This window comes from Rhodococcus sp. 2H158 (assembly GCF_053764755.1).
The window spans coordinates 172,007-186,853 of the sequence record NZ_JBSNCE010000010.1 but is presented as its reverse complement, the minus strand read 5'-3'; the positions used below and the strand labels follow the sequence as shown (position 1 = coordinate 186,853).

The following is a 14,847-nucleotide window of genomic DNA, read 5'->3' as shown; positions in this document are numbered from 1 at the left end:
CCACCTTAGGATCTGACGTATCTACCGGGTGGTAGCCGAAAGTTAGGGTGGGTGTTTATGACGAACAGAGCGACCGGTGAAGCCGGCCACTTCCGGACGGCGGTGGTTCCCGCAGCCGGTCTCGGTACGCGCTTTCTGCCCGCGACCAAGACCGTGCCGAAGGAACTTCTCCCGGTGGTGGACACGCCCGGAATCGAGCTCGTGGCGGGGGAGGCCGCGGACTCGGGTGCCGAGCGCCTGGTGATCGTGACGGCTCCGGGTAAGGACGGCGTCGTCGCGCATTTCGTCGAGGACCTGGTCCTCGAGTCGAAGCTGAAGGAGAGCGGCAAGTACCACCTGCTCGAGAAGGTCCGCAAGGCGCCGGGCCTGCTCGAGGTGGAGTCGGTGGTGCAGGAGAAGCCGCTCGGGCTCGGGCACGCCGTCGCGTGCGCCGAGGTCGCCCTCGATCCCGACGAGGACTCCATCGCGGTGCTGCTCCCGGACGACCTCGTGCTGCCGCGCGGCGTCCTCGAGACCATGCAGCGGGTGCGTGCCAAGCGCGGCGGCACGGTGCTGTGCGCGATCGACGTGCCCAAGGATCAGGTGAGCGCCTACGGCGTCTTCGACGTCGAGGAGGTGCCCGACGCCGTGAACCCGGACGTGCTGAAGGTCGTCGGCATGGTCGAGAAGCCGGCGCCCGAGGATGCGCCGTCCACCTTCGCCGCCGCCGGTCGCTATCTGCTCGATCGGGCGATCTTCGACGCGCTGCGCCGGATCACCCCCGGTGCGGGCGGCGAACTGCAGCTCACCGATGCGATCGCACTGCTCATCGAGGAGGGCCACCCCGTGCACGTGGTGGTGCATCGCGGCACTCGACACGACCTCGGAAATCCCGGCGGCTATCTGCGCGCTGCGGTTGACTCTGCGTTGAACAGCGAGGAGTACGGCCCCTCCCTGCGGGAGTGGCTGGTCGAGCGCCTGAAGCACTGACGGCGCGACAGGTCGGGAGGGCGAGAAGCGGTATGCGGTCGGTCGAGGATCAACAGGCCAGGGTCACGGCGGCGGCGGTGGCGCCACGGCCGGTCCGGGTCGCCATCTCCGAGGCCCAGGGGCTGCTCTGCGCGGAGGAAGTGGTCACCGAGCGGCCCCTGCCCGGCTTCGACCAGGCCGCGATCGACGGCTACGCGGTGCGCAGCGTCGACGTCCAGGGCGCGGGCACCGACCGGACCGGCGAGGACGGCGAGCCGATCGAGCTGACCCTGCCCGTGGTGGGGGAGGTCTCGGCCGGCTCGCGTCAACCGATCCGGCTGCAGCCGCGGCAGGCCGTACGGGTGGACACCGGGGCGCCGCTGCCGACCCTCGCCGACGCCGTCCTCCCGCTCGACCGCACCGACGGTGGCCGCGCGCGCATCAAGGTCCTGCGTCCCGTCCGGACCGGCGACTACGTGCGCCGGGCCGGCGACGACGTCCAGCCCGGCGACGTCGCGGTCCGGGCCGGCACCATCATCGGGGCCGCCCAGGTCGGGCTGCTCGCGGCGGTCGGCCGCGACAAGGTGCTGGTCCATCCGCGTCCCCGGCTCTCGGTGATCTCGATCGGCGGCGAACTCGTGGACGTGGACCGCACCCCGGGGCCCGGCCAGGTGTACGACGTCAACTCGTACGCGCTCGCGGCGGCCGCCCGCGACGCCGGCGCGGACGTCAACCGCGTGGGGATCGCCAGCACCGACCCGAAGCGCCTGCGGGAGGTCGTCGAGGGCCAGCTGATCCGCTCCGAGATCGTCGTCGTCGCGGGAGCCGTCGGTGGCGGCGCGCTCGAGGATGTGCGCGAGGCGTTGTCGGACCTCGGCAAGCTCGAAGTGGAGCGGGTGGCGATGCACCCCGGTTCGGTGCAGGGGTTCGGCCAGCTCGGCCGCGACGAGGTGCCCACCTTCCTGTTGCCGGGCAACCCGGTCAGCGCGCTGGTCGTGTTCGAGGTGATGGTGCGGCCGCTGATCCGTATCGCGCTCGGGCGCCGGCAGCCGATGCGCCGCGTCGTCACCGCCCGTACCGTCGCGCCGATCACCTCGATCCCGGACCGCAAGGGATTCCTGCGGGGGCAGCTGATGCGCGACGAGGCGACCGGCGAGTACATGGTCCAAGCGCTCGGAGGGGCGGCGGGCGCGTCGTCGCACCTGCTGGCGACCCTGGCCGAGGCGAACTGCCTGGTGCTGATCGACCCGGAGGTGACCGAGGTGCGCACCGGTGATCCGGTGGACGTCGCGTTCCTCGGACAGCGCGGCTGATGAGCCGTCATCCGGGATGGCCGGCGGAGCTGGGCCCGCTGCGGGTGGCCGGCGGCCTGGTCACGGTGCGGCCGATCCGGCTGCGGGATGCGGCGGCGTGGAGCCGGTTGCGGGTCCGGGACCGGGCGCATCTCGAGCCGTGGGAACCCACCGGCGACGTGCCGTGGGAGATGCGCCATCACATCACCGTGTGGCCGGGACTGTACCGCAGCCTGCGGGCGGAGGCCCGCCGGGGTCACATGCTGCCGATGGCGATCGAGCTCGACGGCGAGTTCTGCGGGCAGGTCACCGTGGGCAACGTGGTGCGCGGCGCGCTGCGGTCGGCGTGGATCGGGTACTGGGTGGCCAAGCACGTCAACGGTCTGGGCGTAGCGACGGCGGCGGTGGCACTGGGGCTCGACCACTGCTTCGGGCCGGCCGGACTGCACCGGGTGGAGGCCACGGTGCGGCCGGAGAACGTCGCGAGCCGCGCGGTCCTGCGCAACGTGGGCTTCCGGGAGGAGGGCCTGCTGCAGCGCTACCTCGACGTCGACGGGCGCTTCCGCGACCATCTGCTGGTCGCCATGACGGTCGAGGAGGTTCCCGGAAGCGTGTCCGATGTGCTGATCCGGGGCGGCCGGGCCACCTGGGCCTGACCCTGTAACGCAGATTACGTGCATCGCTGCGTAGTAATACCCACACGGTCCTATATCTCTGTGACTAGAGTGAAGAGAGTGTCACATGATTCGCGTGACTCGTGTGACAGCTGTAGTCATCTGAGTCGGCGTTTCTGTCCGGGTGACGGCTTCCGGGCCGCTAACCTGACGGGGTCAGTGGCGTCGACGGACTGGTAGGCGACAACTGGGAGGAGGGCCGCCGAAATGCCGAACTCGCTCCTGTGGATCGGGCTGGTTGCCGTGTGGTTGTTCGTTCTGGTGCCCATGCTGGTCACGAAGCGCCCCCGTATTCGCCAGACGACCGACGCCGCACTCGCAACCAGGGTCCTGCACCGAGGTGACGACGAGCCACTCGCCCCGCGCGGGCCGGCCGCCGGTCATCGCACCGACCCCCACTGGCGCCCGAGTCGGGATTCCGCCCGTCCCACAGCCGGCGACGACTCCGGTCGCGCCCGCACGGTGGACGACCGCAGACACCGCCACCCAGCGGAGGACCGCATGGACACACAGCTCGACACCGACCACGACACCGACATCGACTTCGAGGACCGTCCCGACCGGGCTCCCGCCCGAGAGTTCGTGCCCCAGCGCCGCGGACGCGGCGGATTCGACCCGCAGGCCGACGCCATGGCCCGGGCCGCGCGCTACGAGTTCCGGCAGCGCACCATGCTCGGCCTGCTGTTCGCCGCGATCATGACCGCCGCCCTCGCCCTCATCGTCTCGTCGGCTCTGTGGTGGCTGTGCACGGTCGCGACGGTCGCCCTCGCCGGCTACCTGATCTACCTCCGTCGTCAGGTGCGTGTCGAGCAGGAGATCCGCCGCCGTCGCATGGCACGCCTGAACCGTTCGCGGCTCGGCGTCGAGTCACACAGTGACGACGAGCTGCGCCTGGTCCCGGCCCGGCTGCGACGCCCCGGCGCGGTGGTGCTCGAGGTGGACGACGAGGACCCGGTGTTCGAGCACCTGGACCACTACACGGACGACGAGCCCGCCTACGAGACGTACGAACCCCGCTACGACGCCGACGACTACCCGGTGCGCCGGGCATCCGGGGAGTAGCCACCGATCCGTTCGGGCCGAGCGAATGTATCGTTCATCTCCTCAGTGGTAGCGGGCGATACATTCGCTCGGGGGCGGTTCGTATTCAGCGCGCGGTGACTATGTGTGCCACGAGAGGCGCCGACACCGAGCCGTCCGCGCCGGTGAACCGGGCCAGCACCGATCGGGCCTCCGATGTGATCGCCTCGTACATCCCGGCGTCGAGCCGTTCGATCAGCGGGCTGCCCTCGACTTCGGTCGCCACCATCGCATCCACGGACGGGAACCGCGCGCTTCCGGTGTGCGTGGTGAACCGATCGACGGTGAGTCCGGCGTCGCGGAACCATCCCCGTAGCTCGTCGCGGTCCCCACAACTCCAGTAGGTGCCCAGGAGGGACGCCGCGGGCGGGCCGGCGTGCCGGACCGCGACGTCGACGAAGTCTCGGTATGCCGGCTGCTCGTCCAACGCGGCCGGCACGCACACGGCGACCACCTCCGTCGCTACGCGGCGCATCTCGCGCAGCGCCCGTACACGATCGGGAAAGAACATCAGCGCCATCTGACACAGCGCCGCATCGAACGAACCGTCCGCGAACGGCAGCGCGCCGGCGTCACCCCGGTGCCATTCGAGGTCGGGACGCAACCGCCGCGCCACCGCCAGCATGGCCTCGCTGACATCGACACCGGCCACCCGTCCCGACGGGCCTACCCGGTCGGCGGCTACGCGCGCGACGATCCCGGTTCCGCATGCCACGTCCAGCACCCGCGTGCCCGTCGTGACCGCAGCCTGGTCCAGCAGCCGTGGCGCCCACCGCGCGAAGATCGCGGGTACGAAGCGTGACTCGTACACCTCCGCGGCCGCCGGTGAAATCCCGAAGTTCTCGGTTGTGTTCGTCATACACCGAGGGTGGCGCCGCGCCCGGGTGCGGCGCATCGGGCAGGTGACCCATCTTCCGGGTGGGCGGCGGCATACGCGGCGGCCTCCGAGCGGTTCCGCACGCCGAGCTTGCGGAGGATGTGGCTCACGTGGTGCGCCACCGTCTTGCGGGAGACGAACAGCCGACCGGCGATCTCCGGATTCGTCAAGCCCACCGCGAGCAGGTCCAGTACCTCACGCTCGCGGGCGGTGAGGCCGCCGTCGGGGTCCGGGCCGGCACGAGTGGTGGCGCGGATGCCGGGGCCGCGCACCCCGAGACGCCGCAACAGGGCCGCGGAGCGGTCCGCGGCGGCGACGGCTCCGAGTTCCCGGAAGATCGTCACCGCCGTTCGCCCGCGTGCGGTCGCGAGGACAGGATCGTCGTTCATCGCCGACTCGGCCAGTTCGAGCAGGCATCGCGCCTCCTCGAACGGCGCCGAGCGCTCAGCCCAGCGAGCAGCGGCCGTCTCGAAGGCATCGACCGCGGCCGTCACGCAGCCCCGCGCCGCGGCAGTCAGCGCCGACGCCTCCGCGGCCTCGGGACCGTCGGGGTCGAGCGCCGCCGCGGTGATCGTCGCCGCGTTCAGGTCGCCCGTGGCCGCCTGGGCCCGGGCACACAGCAGGGACGCGGTGCCGCGACGTTCGAGCAGCCGCCGGGCGGTTGCGGGATCGCCGTCGGCGAGGGCGACCTCGGCGCGGGCGGTGTCCAGCTCCGCGGTCGGGCGGCGGGATCGGTCCAGCATCGCCCGGGCCTCGTCGAGCCGCCCCTGCCGGATCCGGAGCGTGGCGAGGGCCGCGGCGGCGCGCGCGTGGACGGCGGGGCAGACCTTCTCGTCGAGCGTGAGAACCGCCGTCAGGAGCCGGTCCGCCTCCGCCCAACGGCCCGCGGTGAGCAGCAGTGCCCCGTAGAGGGTGCGGCACTCGACGTACAGGAAGGGACACCCCCAGCGGGAGGTGAAGTCCTCGGCGACGCGGCACCACTCGTCGGCGCGACGGGTGTCGCCGGCGAGCGCACACGCGCCGAGCATGTCGCAGCAGACGAACACGACGGTGTCGAATCGGCGGTCCGCATCGCCCAGGGCGGCCGCCGCGGCCTCGTCCAGCAGCGCGAATCCGGGTTCCAGGTCGCCCCGGGCCACAGCCACGTGACCGGACTGGGCGAGTGCCACCAGTTCGAGATCCCGGTCGCCGCATCGGTGTGCGGCGTCCAGGGCGCGCGCCGCCCACGGCGCGGCCGCCGCGGCGTCCGGAAGCAGGCGGTGGGCGTGTGCCACCCAAACCAGGGCGTGCAACGCGCCCGGTGCACCCTCGGGCAGCAGTCGCTGCGCCCGGCGGACCCAACCGTGGGCCACCGACCGATTGCCGAAATCGGACGTGTAGCTGATGCTCAGCCACGCCGCGCAGCGAACCGCGCTCTCTCGGTCGCCGCTCCGGAAAGCCGTCGTGTAGGCCCTGCGATAGGCGGCGACGCTGTCGTCGAGGCGCCCGAGCCACCACGACGCCTCGCCGATGCCGAGCCACGTCGCCGGATCGTCGGTCGCGGCCGCCACCGACGTCAGGTCGGCCAGCGCGGCGGCCCACCGACCCTCCCGCAGGGCCTGTTCCCCGCGGAGGCGCACTGCATCCACAGGTCGATTGTCCGCCGCCGTGACCTGTGCCGATACCGCAATTTCGTCTCCGGCTCGCTGGTTTGCTACAGTTTGCGAGCGGTTCCGAACGGAACCCGCGGGGCTGTGGCGCAGTTGGTAGCGCGCTTCGTTCGCATCGAAGAGGTCAGGGGTTCGATTCCCCTCAGCTCCACCACCGAAGGGCGCCTCCCGGACAGGGAGGCGCCCTTCGTCGTCGATGCCGTGCTGCCGATTGCCGGCCGAACCGGCCCGAGGTCGGGGAGACTGTGTGGCATGGAACACAGAATGAGTGACGACGAACTGCGGCGCGCTATTCGAGTGCTCCGCGAACGTGCCGACAGCGCCCGCAGCGAAGGGCGCGAGGCCGACGCCGACGGCATCGAGGAGACGATCCGCAAGTACCAGGAGGAGATGGCCCAGCGCCTCTGACCCGTCCGCGCGCATCGGTGCCGCCCGCGCGCGTTCGTCGCGCACAGGACGCACTGTCGAGCGCACGGCCGGCGGTCCCATGCGCCTCCAGCCCCTCTCACCGCGGCGCCTGCGCGGCGCCGCGGCGGATCGCGTCGCGCTAAGGTGACCCGCACACGACGAATCGGGGGCGGAGATGGCGATCAAGGACCTGCGCGGCAGGAAGTTCCTCGTGACCGGGGCGGCCAGCGGCATCGGCCGGGCACTGGCCCTGGCCGCCGCCGCGGAGGGTGCCGAACTGGTGCTCACCGACCTCGCCGACGACGGTCTCGACGACACGGTGCGGACGGTGCGCGAGGGGGGTGGGTCGGTGCTGCACGCCGCCGCCCTCGACATCTCCGACTACGACGCGGTCACCGCCTTCGCCGCCGACGTCCACGACCGCGCCGGCACCCTCGACGTGGTCGCCAACGTCGCCGGAACGTCGGTGTGGGGCACGGTCGACGCCCTCGAGCACCGCCACTGGAAGCAGATGGTCGATGTCAATCTGATGGGCCCGATCCACGTCATCGAGAACTTCGTGCCCCCCATGATCGAGGCCGGCCGCGGCGGGCACCTCGTCAACGTCTCCTCCGCGGCGGGCCTGCTGGCCCTGCCGTGGCACGCGGCGTACAGCGCGAGCAAGTTCGGCCTGCGCGGGGTCTCCGAGGTGCTGCGCTTCGACCTGCACCGGCACCGTATCGGGGTCTCGCTCGTCGTGCCCGGCGCCGTGCGTACCCCGCTGGTGAACTCGGTGCAGATCGTCGGCGTGGACCGCGACCATCCTGCCGCCCGAAAGCTCACCGCGCGGTTCGAGCGGCACGCCGCGTCGCCGGAGAAAGTCGCCGGGTGCATTCTCGCCGGGATCCGGAAGAACCGTTTCCTGGTGTACACGTCGTTCGACGTGCGCTTCGGTTACTGGTGGGCCCGCAAGTTCGCGCCTCCGTACAACGTGGTGATGCAGCTCGCCAACAACTACTTCTCCCGCACGCTCGAGGCGGTGCGAACCCGCCGGTGACGCTCAGGCGGGCGTCTTGTCGAGGGCGAACTCGCGCAGCCGTGTTCCCGCCCGCAGCGCCTCCTGATCGTGCGTGACCATCACGACGGCGACGTCGCGTTCGCGTGCCATCCGTTCGAGCAGCTCGACGATCTCCCGGCTGCGCTCGGCGTCCAGCGCCGACGTCGGCTCGTCGACCAGCAGCACCGCCGGATCGTTGACGAGGCTCCGGGCGATCGCGACCCGCTGCCGCTGCCCGCCGGAGAGCTGGTGCGGGCGGCGGTCGGCCTGCTGCGTCAGGCCCACCGCGGCGAGCAGGTCGCGGGCGTGGGCCCGGTCGAGCCGTCGCCCGCTCAGGTGGGCGATCAGCGAGAGCTGTTCGGTGGCGGTCAGCGAGGGCAGCAGATTCGCCTGCTGGAACACGAAGCCGATCCGTTCGCGCCGCAGCCGGGTGCGGGCCGCCGCGTCGAGGCCCGTGGTGTCCACGCCGTCGAGGACGACCCGGCCGGAGTCGGGCACGGTGAGCAGCCCCGCGACGGCCAGCAGGCTCGACTTGCCGGATCCGGACGCACCGGTGACGGCGACCGTCTCGCCGGGCTCGGCGTGGAAGTCCAGGCCGTCGAGGACGCGCAGCGTGGCGTCGCCGTCGGGATAGGTGAGGACGATGTCGGTGAGCCGCACGCTCATGGTGGTGCCTTTCTCGAACGGGTCGGTGTCTCTCGAACAGCGGGGGTGTCTCTCGAACAGCTCAGTGGGCCGCGGCGAGCGCGGTGAGCGGGTCGACGGACCCGATGCGTGCGACGGCCGCCGCGGCCCCGAGGAGGCCGACGCCGACCAGCGCGACGAACGGCAGCACGGTTGTGGCCGCGCTCAGCGTGAACGGCACGACGGTGGCTGCGGCCGCTCCCGCGGCTGTCGCGGCGACGGTGCCCAGGCCGGTGCCGAGCACGAGCACCACCGCGGCCTGTCCGAGGGCGTCGCGCAGCAGATAGGAGGTGGAGGCGCCCACCGCGCGCAGCACCGCGATGTCCCGGCTGCGCTGGACGGTCCACACCGTGAAGAACGCACCCACCACGAGGGCGCCGACGACGAGCAGCATGCCCTGCATCAGCAGCAGCGACCCGCGTTCGGAGGTGTACGAGCCGATGGTGTTCAGGGTCGCGGACGTGTCGAGAACGCTCGTGCCGGTCGCGGTCGCGGCCGCGACCGCGTCGAACCCGGGACCGGTCCGCAGCGCGATCACCGTCCCGTCGGCGCCGGCCGTCGCGGGGAGTTCGCGCCAGGTGCCGAGGTCGAGCCACACCACGGGCTGATGGCTGTAATAGGAGTCCTCGACGAGAGCGGTGAGGGTGACCTCACGCCCGCCGACGGTCAGGACGGTGCCCGGCGACCAGCCGTTGTCGGCGGCGAGTTGCGCGTCGACCGCCGCCGTCGCCGGGCGCAGGGCCGCCGGTGCCGCGAAGGAGCCGGGAACGACCCCGAACAGTGCCGCCATCACCTCACGCCCGCCCGCACCGACTCGTCCGGGGGCAACGCCGAGCACGGCAGTGTCGGTGACGCCGGGTTGCGCGGCGAGGGCGGTGCGCTGCGCGTCCGTGACGGTGGACTCCCCGAACGACAGGTCGGACGGATCGGTGCCACCGCCGTCGAGGGCGAAGTGCTCGGCGCCGATGCCGCGGATCGCGGCGACCGACTGGTTGCCCAGGCCCGCGGTGAGGCCGGAGAGCATGACGACGAGAAACGAGACCAGGACGAGCACCGCCGACATGACGGCGAAGCGCCCCGTGGCGAAGCGCAGATCGCGCAGTGCGAGGAACATGAGTTCCACGGTGCCCGGTGCGGCGATGCCGGCGCATCGCCCGGTGGATGGGTTCCCGGATCAATCGAAAGTGGGAGGCGGCGGCGTGCGCGGCGGTGTTAGCGTCGGTGAAATGCAGACCGCCCGACAGCACCGCCCCGAGGGGACGGTCCCGGTGCTACGTGCGATGCAGCTGGGCCAGCACGCGCTGTTCGTACTGCTGCTGCTCGTCGGGCTGCTGCGCGGCGGCGGCACCCCGGGGGTGCTGGTCCTCGCGGGCGCCGAATTCGCCTGGTACGTCTCGGGGCTGTGGTTCGCCCGGCGCGGGTCCCGCGGCGGGATCTGGCTGGCGGTGCTGCTGGCCGGCTGGCTGGCGCTGGTGGTGCTCGCACCGGATTTCGTGTGGCTCGCCTTCGCGCTGTTCTTCTTGTGCTTCCACCTGCTGCCCACGATCGCCGCGTTCGCCGCGACGGCGGCGCTGACCGCGGTCGCGATCGCCGCGAGCCTGGGCCACGGCACGGCCAACGCCACGGCCGCCGTCGTCGGCCCGTTGTTCGGGGCGCTCGTCGCGTCCGGCACGGCCCTGATCTACCGGCAGCTCGTGCGCGACGCCGAGCAGCGCGACGCGCTGCTCGCCGAGCTCACCGAGGCACACCGCGAACTGCTCGACGCCCAGGACGAGCTGGTGCGGTTGCAGCGGGAGACCGGTGCCACCGCCGAGCGGGCCCGGCTGGCACGCGACATCCACGACACCCTCGCCCAGGGCTTCTCGTCGATCCTGCTGCTCGCCCGCGCCGGGCTGCGGGCCGGCGACGACACCGCGGCGCTGCTCGGCCGGATCGAGGAGACGGCGCGGCGCAATCTCGTCGAGGCCCGCCGGGTCGTCGACAAGCTGCGTCCGTCCGATCTCGACGATGCGCCGCTCGCGGCGGCCCTCGGCCGCATCCTGGACCGGTTGCGTGCCGACACCGGCATCGACGCCGAACTGCGCGTGGACGGCGAAACTCTACCGCTGCCAACGGGGTTCGACGTCGCGCTGCTGCGGGTGGCGCAGAGCGCGCTGGCGAACGTCCGGCTGCACGCCCACGCGCGGCGCGTGCGGGTCACCCTCGCCTACACCCCGGACGAGGTCCGGCTCGACGTGGTCGACGACGGCGTCGGCTTCGACGTCCGCGACACGGGCTCGGGCGGTGGGTTCGGGCTCACCGCCATGCGGGAGCGGCTCGCCGAGCTGGGCGGCACGGTCTTCCTCGAGTCGGCGCCGGGCGACGGAACCGCCGTGGCGGCAACGCTTCCCGTGCGGGTACTGCCGTGATCCGGGTACTGCTCGTCGACGACCATCCCGTCGTGCGGGCGGGGCTGCGTGCCCTCCTCGCGTCGGAGCCCGGGCTCGAGGTGGTGGCCGAGGCTGCGTCCGGTCGGGAGGCCGTCGCGCAGAACGCGGCGCACCGCCCGGACGTGGTGCTGATGGACCTGCGGCTCGGGCCCGGGATGGACGGGGCGCAGGCGACGGCCGAACTGGCTTCCGCGCCGGATCCGCCGAAGGTGCTGGTGCTGACCACCTACGACACCGACTCCGACATCCTGCGCGCGGTCGAGGCGGGGGCGGCCGGATATCTGCTCAAGGACGCCGACCCGGCCGTGCTCGTCGACGCGGTGGCCCGGGCCGCCCGGGGCGAAACAGTGCTGGATCCCGGTGTGGCGCAACGGCTCTACCGCAGCATGCAGACGCCGCGGGTGGAGCTGAGCGCCCGCGAGATCGACGTGCTCGGCGCGGTGGCGCGGGGGCTCTCCAACCGGGCCGTCGCCAAGGAACTGTTCGTGAGCGAGGCCACCGTCAAGTCCCATCTGGTGCATGCCTTCTCGAAGCTGGGCGTGGACTCGCGCACCGCGGCGGTCGCGGCGGCGCGCGAGCGCGGCCTGCTGTGAACGGTTATCCGGCGCGTCGCAGCCGGGCGTGCAGGTGGTGGGTGAGCGGGGTCTGCGCGTGCGCCATCCACAGGTCGTAGGACAGTTCGTCGCCGTCGAGGACGAACCGCCGTCGCAGCTCGTGCACCGGCTTGGCGTGGGGAGAGCGCTCGAGGTGCACGGTGGTGAAGTCGAGGACGCCGTGGGTGAGCCGCGACCGCTGGATCTCCACGAACCCGGTCGGCTGGGAGACGAGCAGCTCCACCTCGTGATCGGCGAGACGGAGGTATCCGTTCTCGGTGTGCATCGGCTGACCGGTGCCCGGGTTCTTCGTGCGGCTGACGTACATCAGGAACGGCTTGCCCGGGGTGGGGGTGAACTCGATGGTCTCGTCGTAGGTGAAGTCCTCGATGGTGGGGTAGTGGCCTTCGCCGCCGCCCACCCAGCGGCCGGCGAAGGCGGAAAGATCACCGAGCGGGCCGGTGTCGGTCATGTGGGTCTCCTCGGTCGTCGGGCACCGTCGATCCTGCCATCGCCGGGCGGGCACCCGGCCGGCTTCGCGGAGTTTCGGCGCGCCGCGCGGCGGCCCGCGGCATTACGGTCTAATCCATGAACGCTCAGCTGGGTGTGGATTCCGAGGTGGGGTCGCTGCGGGCGGTGCTGATGCACCGGCCGGGCGCGGAGCTCGAACGCCTGACTCCCCGCAACAACGACCAGCTGCTGTTCGACGCGCTGCCGTGGGTGGCACGGGCGCAGGAGGAACACGACGCGTTCGTCGACCTGCTGCGCGGGCGGGGGGTGGAGGTGCTGCTCCTGTCCGACCTGCTCACCGAGACCCTCGAGGTCAGCGGGGCCGCCCGCGTCCAGGGGGTGTCGTCCGCGGTGGATCCGCGCCGGCTCGGGCACGGGCTGGCACAGGAACTCGCCGCCCACCTGCGCGCGATGTCCGCCGCGGATCTCACCCGCGTCCTCGTCGCGGGCATGACGTTCGACGAACTGCCCGCCGCGGGCCTCGGAGCCGCGCCGTCGCTGGTGCGGTTGATGCATCACGGAGCCGACTTCGTGATCGAGCCGCTGCCGAACCTGCTGTTCACCCGCGACTCGTCGTTCTGGATCGGCCCGCGGGTCGCGATCCCCACCCTGGCACTGCCGGCCCGACGCCGGGAAGCCTCGATCACCGATCTGATCTACGCGTTCCATCCGCGGTTCCTGGGGGTGCGCCGCGCCTACGAATCGCACACGGCGCCGGTCGAAGGCGGCGACGTGCTGCTGCTCGGCCCGGGAGTCGTGGCCGTGGGCGTGGGGGAGCGCACGACACCGGCGGGTGCGGAAGCGTTGGCGCGCAGCGTCTTCGAGGACGGTCTCGCGCACACCGTGCTGGCGGTGCCGATCACGCAGCAGCGGGCCTCGATGCATCTGGACACCGTGTGCACCATGGTGGACGTCGACGCCGTGGTGATGTACCCCGCGGTGCGGGAAACGTTGCAGGCCTTTACTCTGCGCCGGGAGAACGGCGACGTCCGGATCAGCGGGCCGCGCGGGTTCCTCGAGGCGGCCGCCGACGCGATGGGCATCGAGAAGCTTCGCGTCATCGACACCGGCCTCGATCCGGTCGTCGCCGAGCGTGAACAGTGGGACGACGGCAACAACACCCTCGCCCTCGCGCCCGGCGTGGTGGTCGCCTACGAACGCAACATCGAGACCAACACCCGCCTCGAGGACGCGGGCATCGAGGTGCTGCGCATCGCCGGGTCCGAACTGGGCTCCGGACGCGGCGGGCCGCGCTGCATGTCCTGCCCGCTCGCCCGCGGCTGACCGGCGCGTCCGGCGCGGGCGAGCGGCCGGAACCTAGAGGATCTCGCGCACCTTCTCCACCGGGCGGGCGAGGACGGTGCCCTTGTCGGTGACCACGATCGGCCGCTCGATGAGGATCGGGTGCTTCACCATCGCGTCGAGCAGCTCGTCCTCGGAGGCGTCTGTCAGGTTCAGCTCCGCGAACAGTGCCTCCTTCCGCCGGATCGCCTGGCTCGGCACGAGCCCGGCGTCGTCGAGCAGCTTGCGCAGCCCGTCGCGCGACGGCGGGGTTTCGAGGTACTTGACGACGGTCGGCTCGAGGCCCGCCTCCTGCAGCACCTTCAGGGTGTTGCGGGACGTGCTGCACCGGGGGTTGTGGTAGATCGTCGCGGTCGTTGCCATGGCCACATTCTGCCGTGCCGCACCCGCTCCGGTTGAGTGCGGCGCGGCCGGTCTCTACCATCGTCCGGCGTCGGCGAGGGACAGGAGAGGTGTCGTGCTGAAGGGATTCCGGGATTTTCTGCTGCGCGGGAACGTGGTCGAGCTCGCCGTCGCGGTGGTCGTCGGTGCCGCGTTCACGGCGATCGTCACCGCCTTCACCAACCACATCGTCAACCCGCTCGTGGCCTCGGTGGGCGGCGCGAACGAGTACGGCTGGGGATTCCAGATCACCTCGAGCCCGGAGACGTTCGTCAACATCGGTGCCGTGGTGTCGGCAGTGATCAACTTCCTGCTGATCGCCGCGGTCGTCTACTTCGTGCTGATCCTGCCGGTGAACACCGCCAAGGCCCAGTTCGCCCCCAAGGAGGAGGGCGACAAGCCGCTGAGCGAGACCGACCTGCTGATCCAGATCCGCGATCTGCTCGAGACCGGCAGCTACACCCGCGCCGCGGACGCCGACGAGGACAAGGCGCGGGTCTGAGGCGGCCCCGCGGCGCAGTCGGGGACGGTCGGCCCGCACTGTTAGCCTCGACGCACCACCTGCCCACCTGAGGACGCCCCGATGCTCGACATCGTCATCGACCCCGACTCGCCGGTCCCGCCGTACGAGCAGCTGCGCCAGCGGATCGTCACGATGGTGCGGCGCGACGAGCTGATCGCCGGCACCAAGCTTCCCACCGTCCGCGGGCTGGCCGAACACCTCGGCATCGCCCCGAACACCGTGGCCAAGACCTACCGGGAGCTCGAGCACCTCGGCATCATCGAGACGCGGGGCCGGGCGGGCACGTTCGTAGCCGAGTCCGGTGACCCCACCCGCACGCTCGCCCAGCGCGCCGCCACCGGCTACGTCCGCGAACTGCGCACCCTCGGCATGTCCGACGACGAGGTGCTCGAGTTCGTCGTCGCGGCGCTGCGGGGCGCGTGACTCGTCCGAATTCCCGCTGGGGCGGTGACGGTTGCGCT

Annotated in this window: 17 protein-coding genes and 1 tRNA gene; 12 read left to right on the top strand and 6 right to left on the bottom strand. The window is 71.8% G+C overall.

Translation table 11 applies throughout. From position 1 onward, the window contains the following. Positions 1-57: 57 nt before the first annotated feature. From ACWPOB_RS12295 to sepX, 4 genes are all read left to right on the top strand, one after another. Positions 58-969, top strand: coding sequence for a UTP--glucose-1-phosphate uridylyltransferase (locus ACWPOB_RS12295; protein ID WP_006944965.1), 912 nt, complete (start codon positions 58-60; stop codon positions 967-969). A 32-nt stretch (positions 970-1,001) separates the two neighbouring features. Continuing rightward, positions 1,002-2,261 carry a molybdotransferase-like divisome protein Glp gene (gene glp, locus ACWPOB_RS12290; protein WP_455400978.1) on the top strand — a complete coding sequence of 420 codons (1,260 nt, stop codon included), beginning with the start codon at positions 1,002-1,004 and terminating at the stop codon, positions 2,259-2,261. Continuing rightward, a complete protein-coding gene (locus ACWPOB_RS12285) occupies positions 2,261-2,896 on the top strand; it encodes a GNAT family N-acetyltransferase (protein ID WP_100058504.1) in 636 nt (211 codons plus the stop codon). The genes glp and ACWPOB_RS12285 overlap by 1 nt, the downstream gene beginning before the upstream one ends. A 225-nt stretch (positions 2,897-3,121) precedes the next feature. Then, positions 3,122-3,976: a divisome protein SepX/GlpR gene (sepX, locus tag ACWPOB_RS12280; protein WP_100058505.1), complete on the top strand. Its 855-nt coding sequence runs from the start codon at positions 3,122-3,124 to the stop codon at positions 3,974-3,976. Between the two features lie 85 nt (positions 3,977-4,061). Here the strand turns inward: sepX and ACWPOB_RS12275 are convergent, their stop codons facing one another. Continuing rightward, positions 4,062-4,853 (bottom strand): class I SAM-dependent methyltransferase, encoded by a 792-nt coding sequence (locus ACWPOB_RS12275; protein WP_455400977.1) that lies wholly within the window; start codon positions 4,851-4,853, stop codon positions 4,062-4,064. Further along, positions 4,850-6,499, bottom strand: coding sequence for a LuxR C-terminal-related transcriptional regulator (locus ACWPOB_RS12270; RefSeq protein WP_455400976.1), 1,650 nt, complete (start codon positions 6,497-6,499; stop codon positions 4,850-4,852). Before ACWPOB_RS12270 ends, ACWPOB_RS12275 begins: the two co-directional genes overlap by 4 nt. A 99-nt stretch (positions 6,500-6,598) precedes the next feature. Between ACWPOB_RS12270 and ACWPOB_RS12265 the strand changes: the two genes are divergently transcribed. The 3 genes from ACWPOB_RS12265 (at position 6,599) to ACWPOB_RS12255 (ending at position 7,964) form a co-directional block, all read left to right on the top strand. Beyond that, positions 6,599-6,674, top strand: a tRNA-Ala gene (locus tag ACWPOB_RS12265). 110 nt (positions 6,675-6,784) lie between these two features. After that, positions 6,785-6,928, top strand: coding sequence for a hypothetical protein (locus ACWPOB_RS12260; protein ID WP_006944955.1), 144 nt, complete (start codon positions 6,785-6,787; stop codon positions 6,926-6,928). Between the two features lie 175 nt (positions 6,929-7,103). Next, on the top strand, positions 7,104-7,964 hold the full coding sequence (locus ACWPOB_RS12255; protein ID WP_100056686.1) for an SDR family oxidoreductase: 861 nt from the start codon (positions 7,104-7,106) through the stop codon (positions 7,962-7,964). A 3-nt stretch (positions 7,965-7,967) separates the two neighbouring features. On the opposite strand, the gene ACWPOB_RS12250 is transcribed toward ACWPOB_RS12255, so the two are convergent. Beyond that, positions 7,968-8,630: an ABC transporter ATP-binding protein gene (locus tag ACWPOB_RS12250; protein WP_100056685.1), complete on the bottom strand. Its 663-nt coding sequence runs from the start codon at positions 8,628-8,630 to the stop codon at positions 7,968-7,970. A gap of 61 nt (positions 8,631-8,691) precedes the next feature. Then, positions 8,692-9,762 (bottom strand): FtsX-like permease family protein, encoded by a 1,071-nt coding sequence (locus ACWPOB_RS12245; RefSeq protein WP_100056684.1) that lies wholly within the window; start codon positions 9,760-9,762, stop codon positions 8,692-8,694. 112 nt (positions 9,763-9,874) lie between these two features. On the opposite strand from ACWPOB_RS12245, the gene ACWPOB_RS12240 reads away from it, so the two are divergent. Beyond that, positions 9,875-11,056 (top strand): sensor histidine kinase, encoded by a 1,182-nt coding sequence (locus ACWPOB_RS12240; protein ID WP_455400975.1) that lies wholly within the window; start codon positions 9,875-9,877, stop codon positions 11,054-11,056. After that, positions 11,053-11,670, top strand: coding sequence for a response regulator (locus tag ACWPOB_RS12235; protein WP_455400974.1), 618 nt, complete (start codon positions 11,053-11,055; stop codon positions 11,668-11,670). Before ACWPOB_RS12240 ends, ACWPOB_RS12235 begins: the two co-directional genes overlap by 4 nt. A gap of 4 nt (positions 11,671-11,674) precedes the next feature. Here ACWPOB_RS12235 and ACWPOB_RS12230 read toward each other — a convergent pair whose 3' ends face one another. Beyond that, entirely contained in the window at positions 11,675-12,142 is a 468-nt protein-coding gene (locus ACWPOB_RS12230; RefSeq protein ID WP_100056683.1) for an FABP family protein, read from the bottom strand. A gap of 116 nt (positions 12,143-12,258) precedes the next feature. Here ACWPOB_RS12230 and arcA point away from each other — a divergent pair, with 116 nt between their 5' ends. Further along, positions 12,259-13,464: an arginine deiminase gene (arcA, locus tag ACWPOB_RS12225; RefSeq protein ID WP_455400973.1), complete on the top strand. Its 1,206-nt coding sequence runs from the start codon at positions 12,259-12,261 to the stop codon at positions 13,462-13,464. Positions 13,465-13,497: 33 nt separating this feature from the next. On the opposite strand, the gene arsC is transcribed toward arcA, so the two are convergent. After that, on the bottom strand, positions 13,498-13,845 hold the full coding sequence (arsC, locus tag ACWPOB_RS12220) for an arsenate reductase (glutaredoxin) (protein WP_100056681.1): 348 nt from the start codon (positions 13,843-13,845) through the stop codon (positions 13,498-13,500). Positions 13,846-13,939: 94 nt separating this feature from the next. On the opposite strand from arsC, the gene mscL reads away from it, so the two are divergent. Beyond that, on the top strand, positions 13,940-14,365 hold the full coding sequence (gene mscL, locus ACWPOB_RS12215) for a large conductance mechanosensitive channel protein MscL (protein WP_455400972.1): 426 nt from the start codon (positions 13,940-13,942) through the stop codon (positions 14,363-14,365). An 81-nt stretch (positions 14,366-14,446) separates the two neighbouring features. Continuing rightward, complete coding sequence (locus ACWPOB_RS12210; RefSeq protein ID WP_006944937.1) at positions 14,447-14,809, top strand: GntR family transcriptional regulator; 363 nt, start codon at positions 14,447-14,449, stop codon at positions 14,807-14,809. Positions 14,810-14,847 lie beyond the last annotated feature (38 nt).

Excerpts from the sequence above, each read along its gene's own strand:
- ACWPOB_RS12295 (WP_006944965.1), top strand. The coding sequence starts at position 58 with ATGACGAACAGAGCGACCGGTGAAGCCGGCCACTTCCGGACGGCGGTG.
- ACWPOB_RS12275 (WP_455400977.1), bottom strand. The coding sequence starts at position 4,853 with ATGACGAACACAACCGAGAACTTCGGGATTTCACCGGCGGCCGCGGAG.
- ACWPOB_RS12230 (WP_100056683.1), bottom strand. The coding sequence starts at position 12,142 with ATGACCGACACCGGCCCGCTCGGTGATCTTTCCGCCTTCGCCGGCCGC.
- ACWPOB_RS12260 (WP_006944955.1), top strand. The coding sequence starts at position 6,785 with ATGAGTGACGACGAACTGCGGCGCGCTATTCGAGTGCTCCGCGAACGT.
- sepX (WP_100058505.1), top strand. The coding sequence starts at position 3,122 with ATGCCGAACTCGCTCCTGTGGATCGGGCTGGTTGCCGTGTGGTTGTTC.
- ACWPOB_RS12250 (WP_100056685.1), bottom strand. The coding sequence starts at position 8,630 with ATGAGCGTGCGGCTCACCGACATCGTCCTCACCTATCCCGACGGCGAC.
- ACWPOB_RS12255 (WP_100056686.1), top strand. The coding sequence starts at position 7,104 with ATGGCGATCAAGGACCTGCGCGGCAGGAAGTTCCTCGTGACCGGGGCG.
- ACWPOB_RS12210 (WP_006944937.1), top strand. The coding sequence starts at position 14,447 with ATGCTCGACATCGTCATCGACCCCGACTCGCCGGTCCCGCCGTACGAG.
- ACWPOB_RS12245 (WP_100056684.1), bottom strand. The coding sequence starts at position 9,762 with ATGTTCCTCGCACTGCGCGATCTGCGCTTCGCCACGGGGCGCTTCGCC.
- glp (WP_455400978.1), top strand. The coding sequence starts at position 1,002 with ATGCGGTCGGTCGAGGATCAACAGGCCAGGGTCACGGCGGCGGCGGTG.
- ACWPOB_RS12240 (WP_455400975.1), top strand. The coding sequence starts at position 9,875 with ATGCAGACCGCCCGACAGCACCGCCCCGAGGGGACGGTCCCGGTGCTA.
- arsC (WP_100056681.1), bottom strand. The coding sequence starts at position 13,845 with ATGGCAACGACCGCGACGATCTACCACAACCCCCGGTGCAGCACGTCC.
- arcA (WP_455400973.1), top strand. The coding sequence starts at position 12,259 with ATGAACGCTCAGCTGGGTGTGGATTCCGAGGTGGGGTCGCTGCGGGCG.
- ACWPOB_RS12285 (WP_100058504.1), top strand. The coding sequence starts at position 2,261 with ATGAGCCGTCATCCGGGATGGCCGGCGGAGCTGGGCCCGCTGCGGGTG.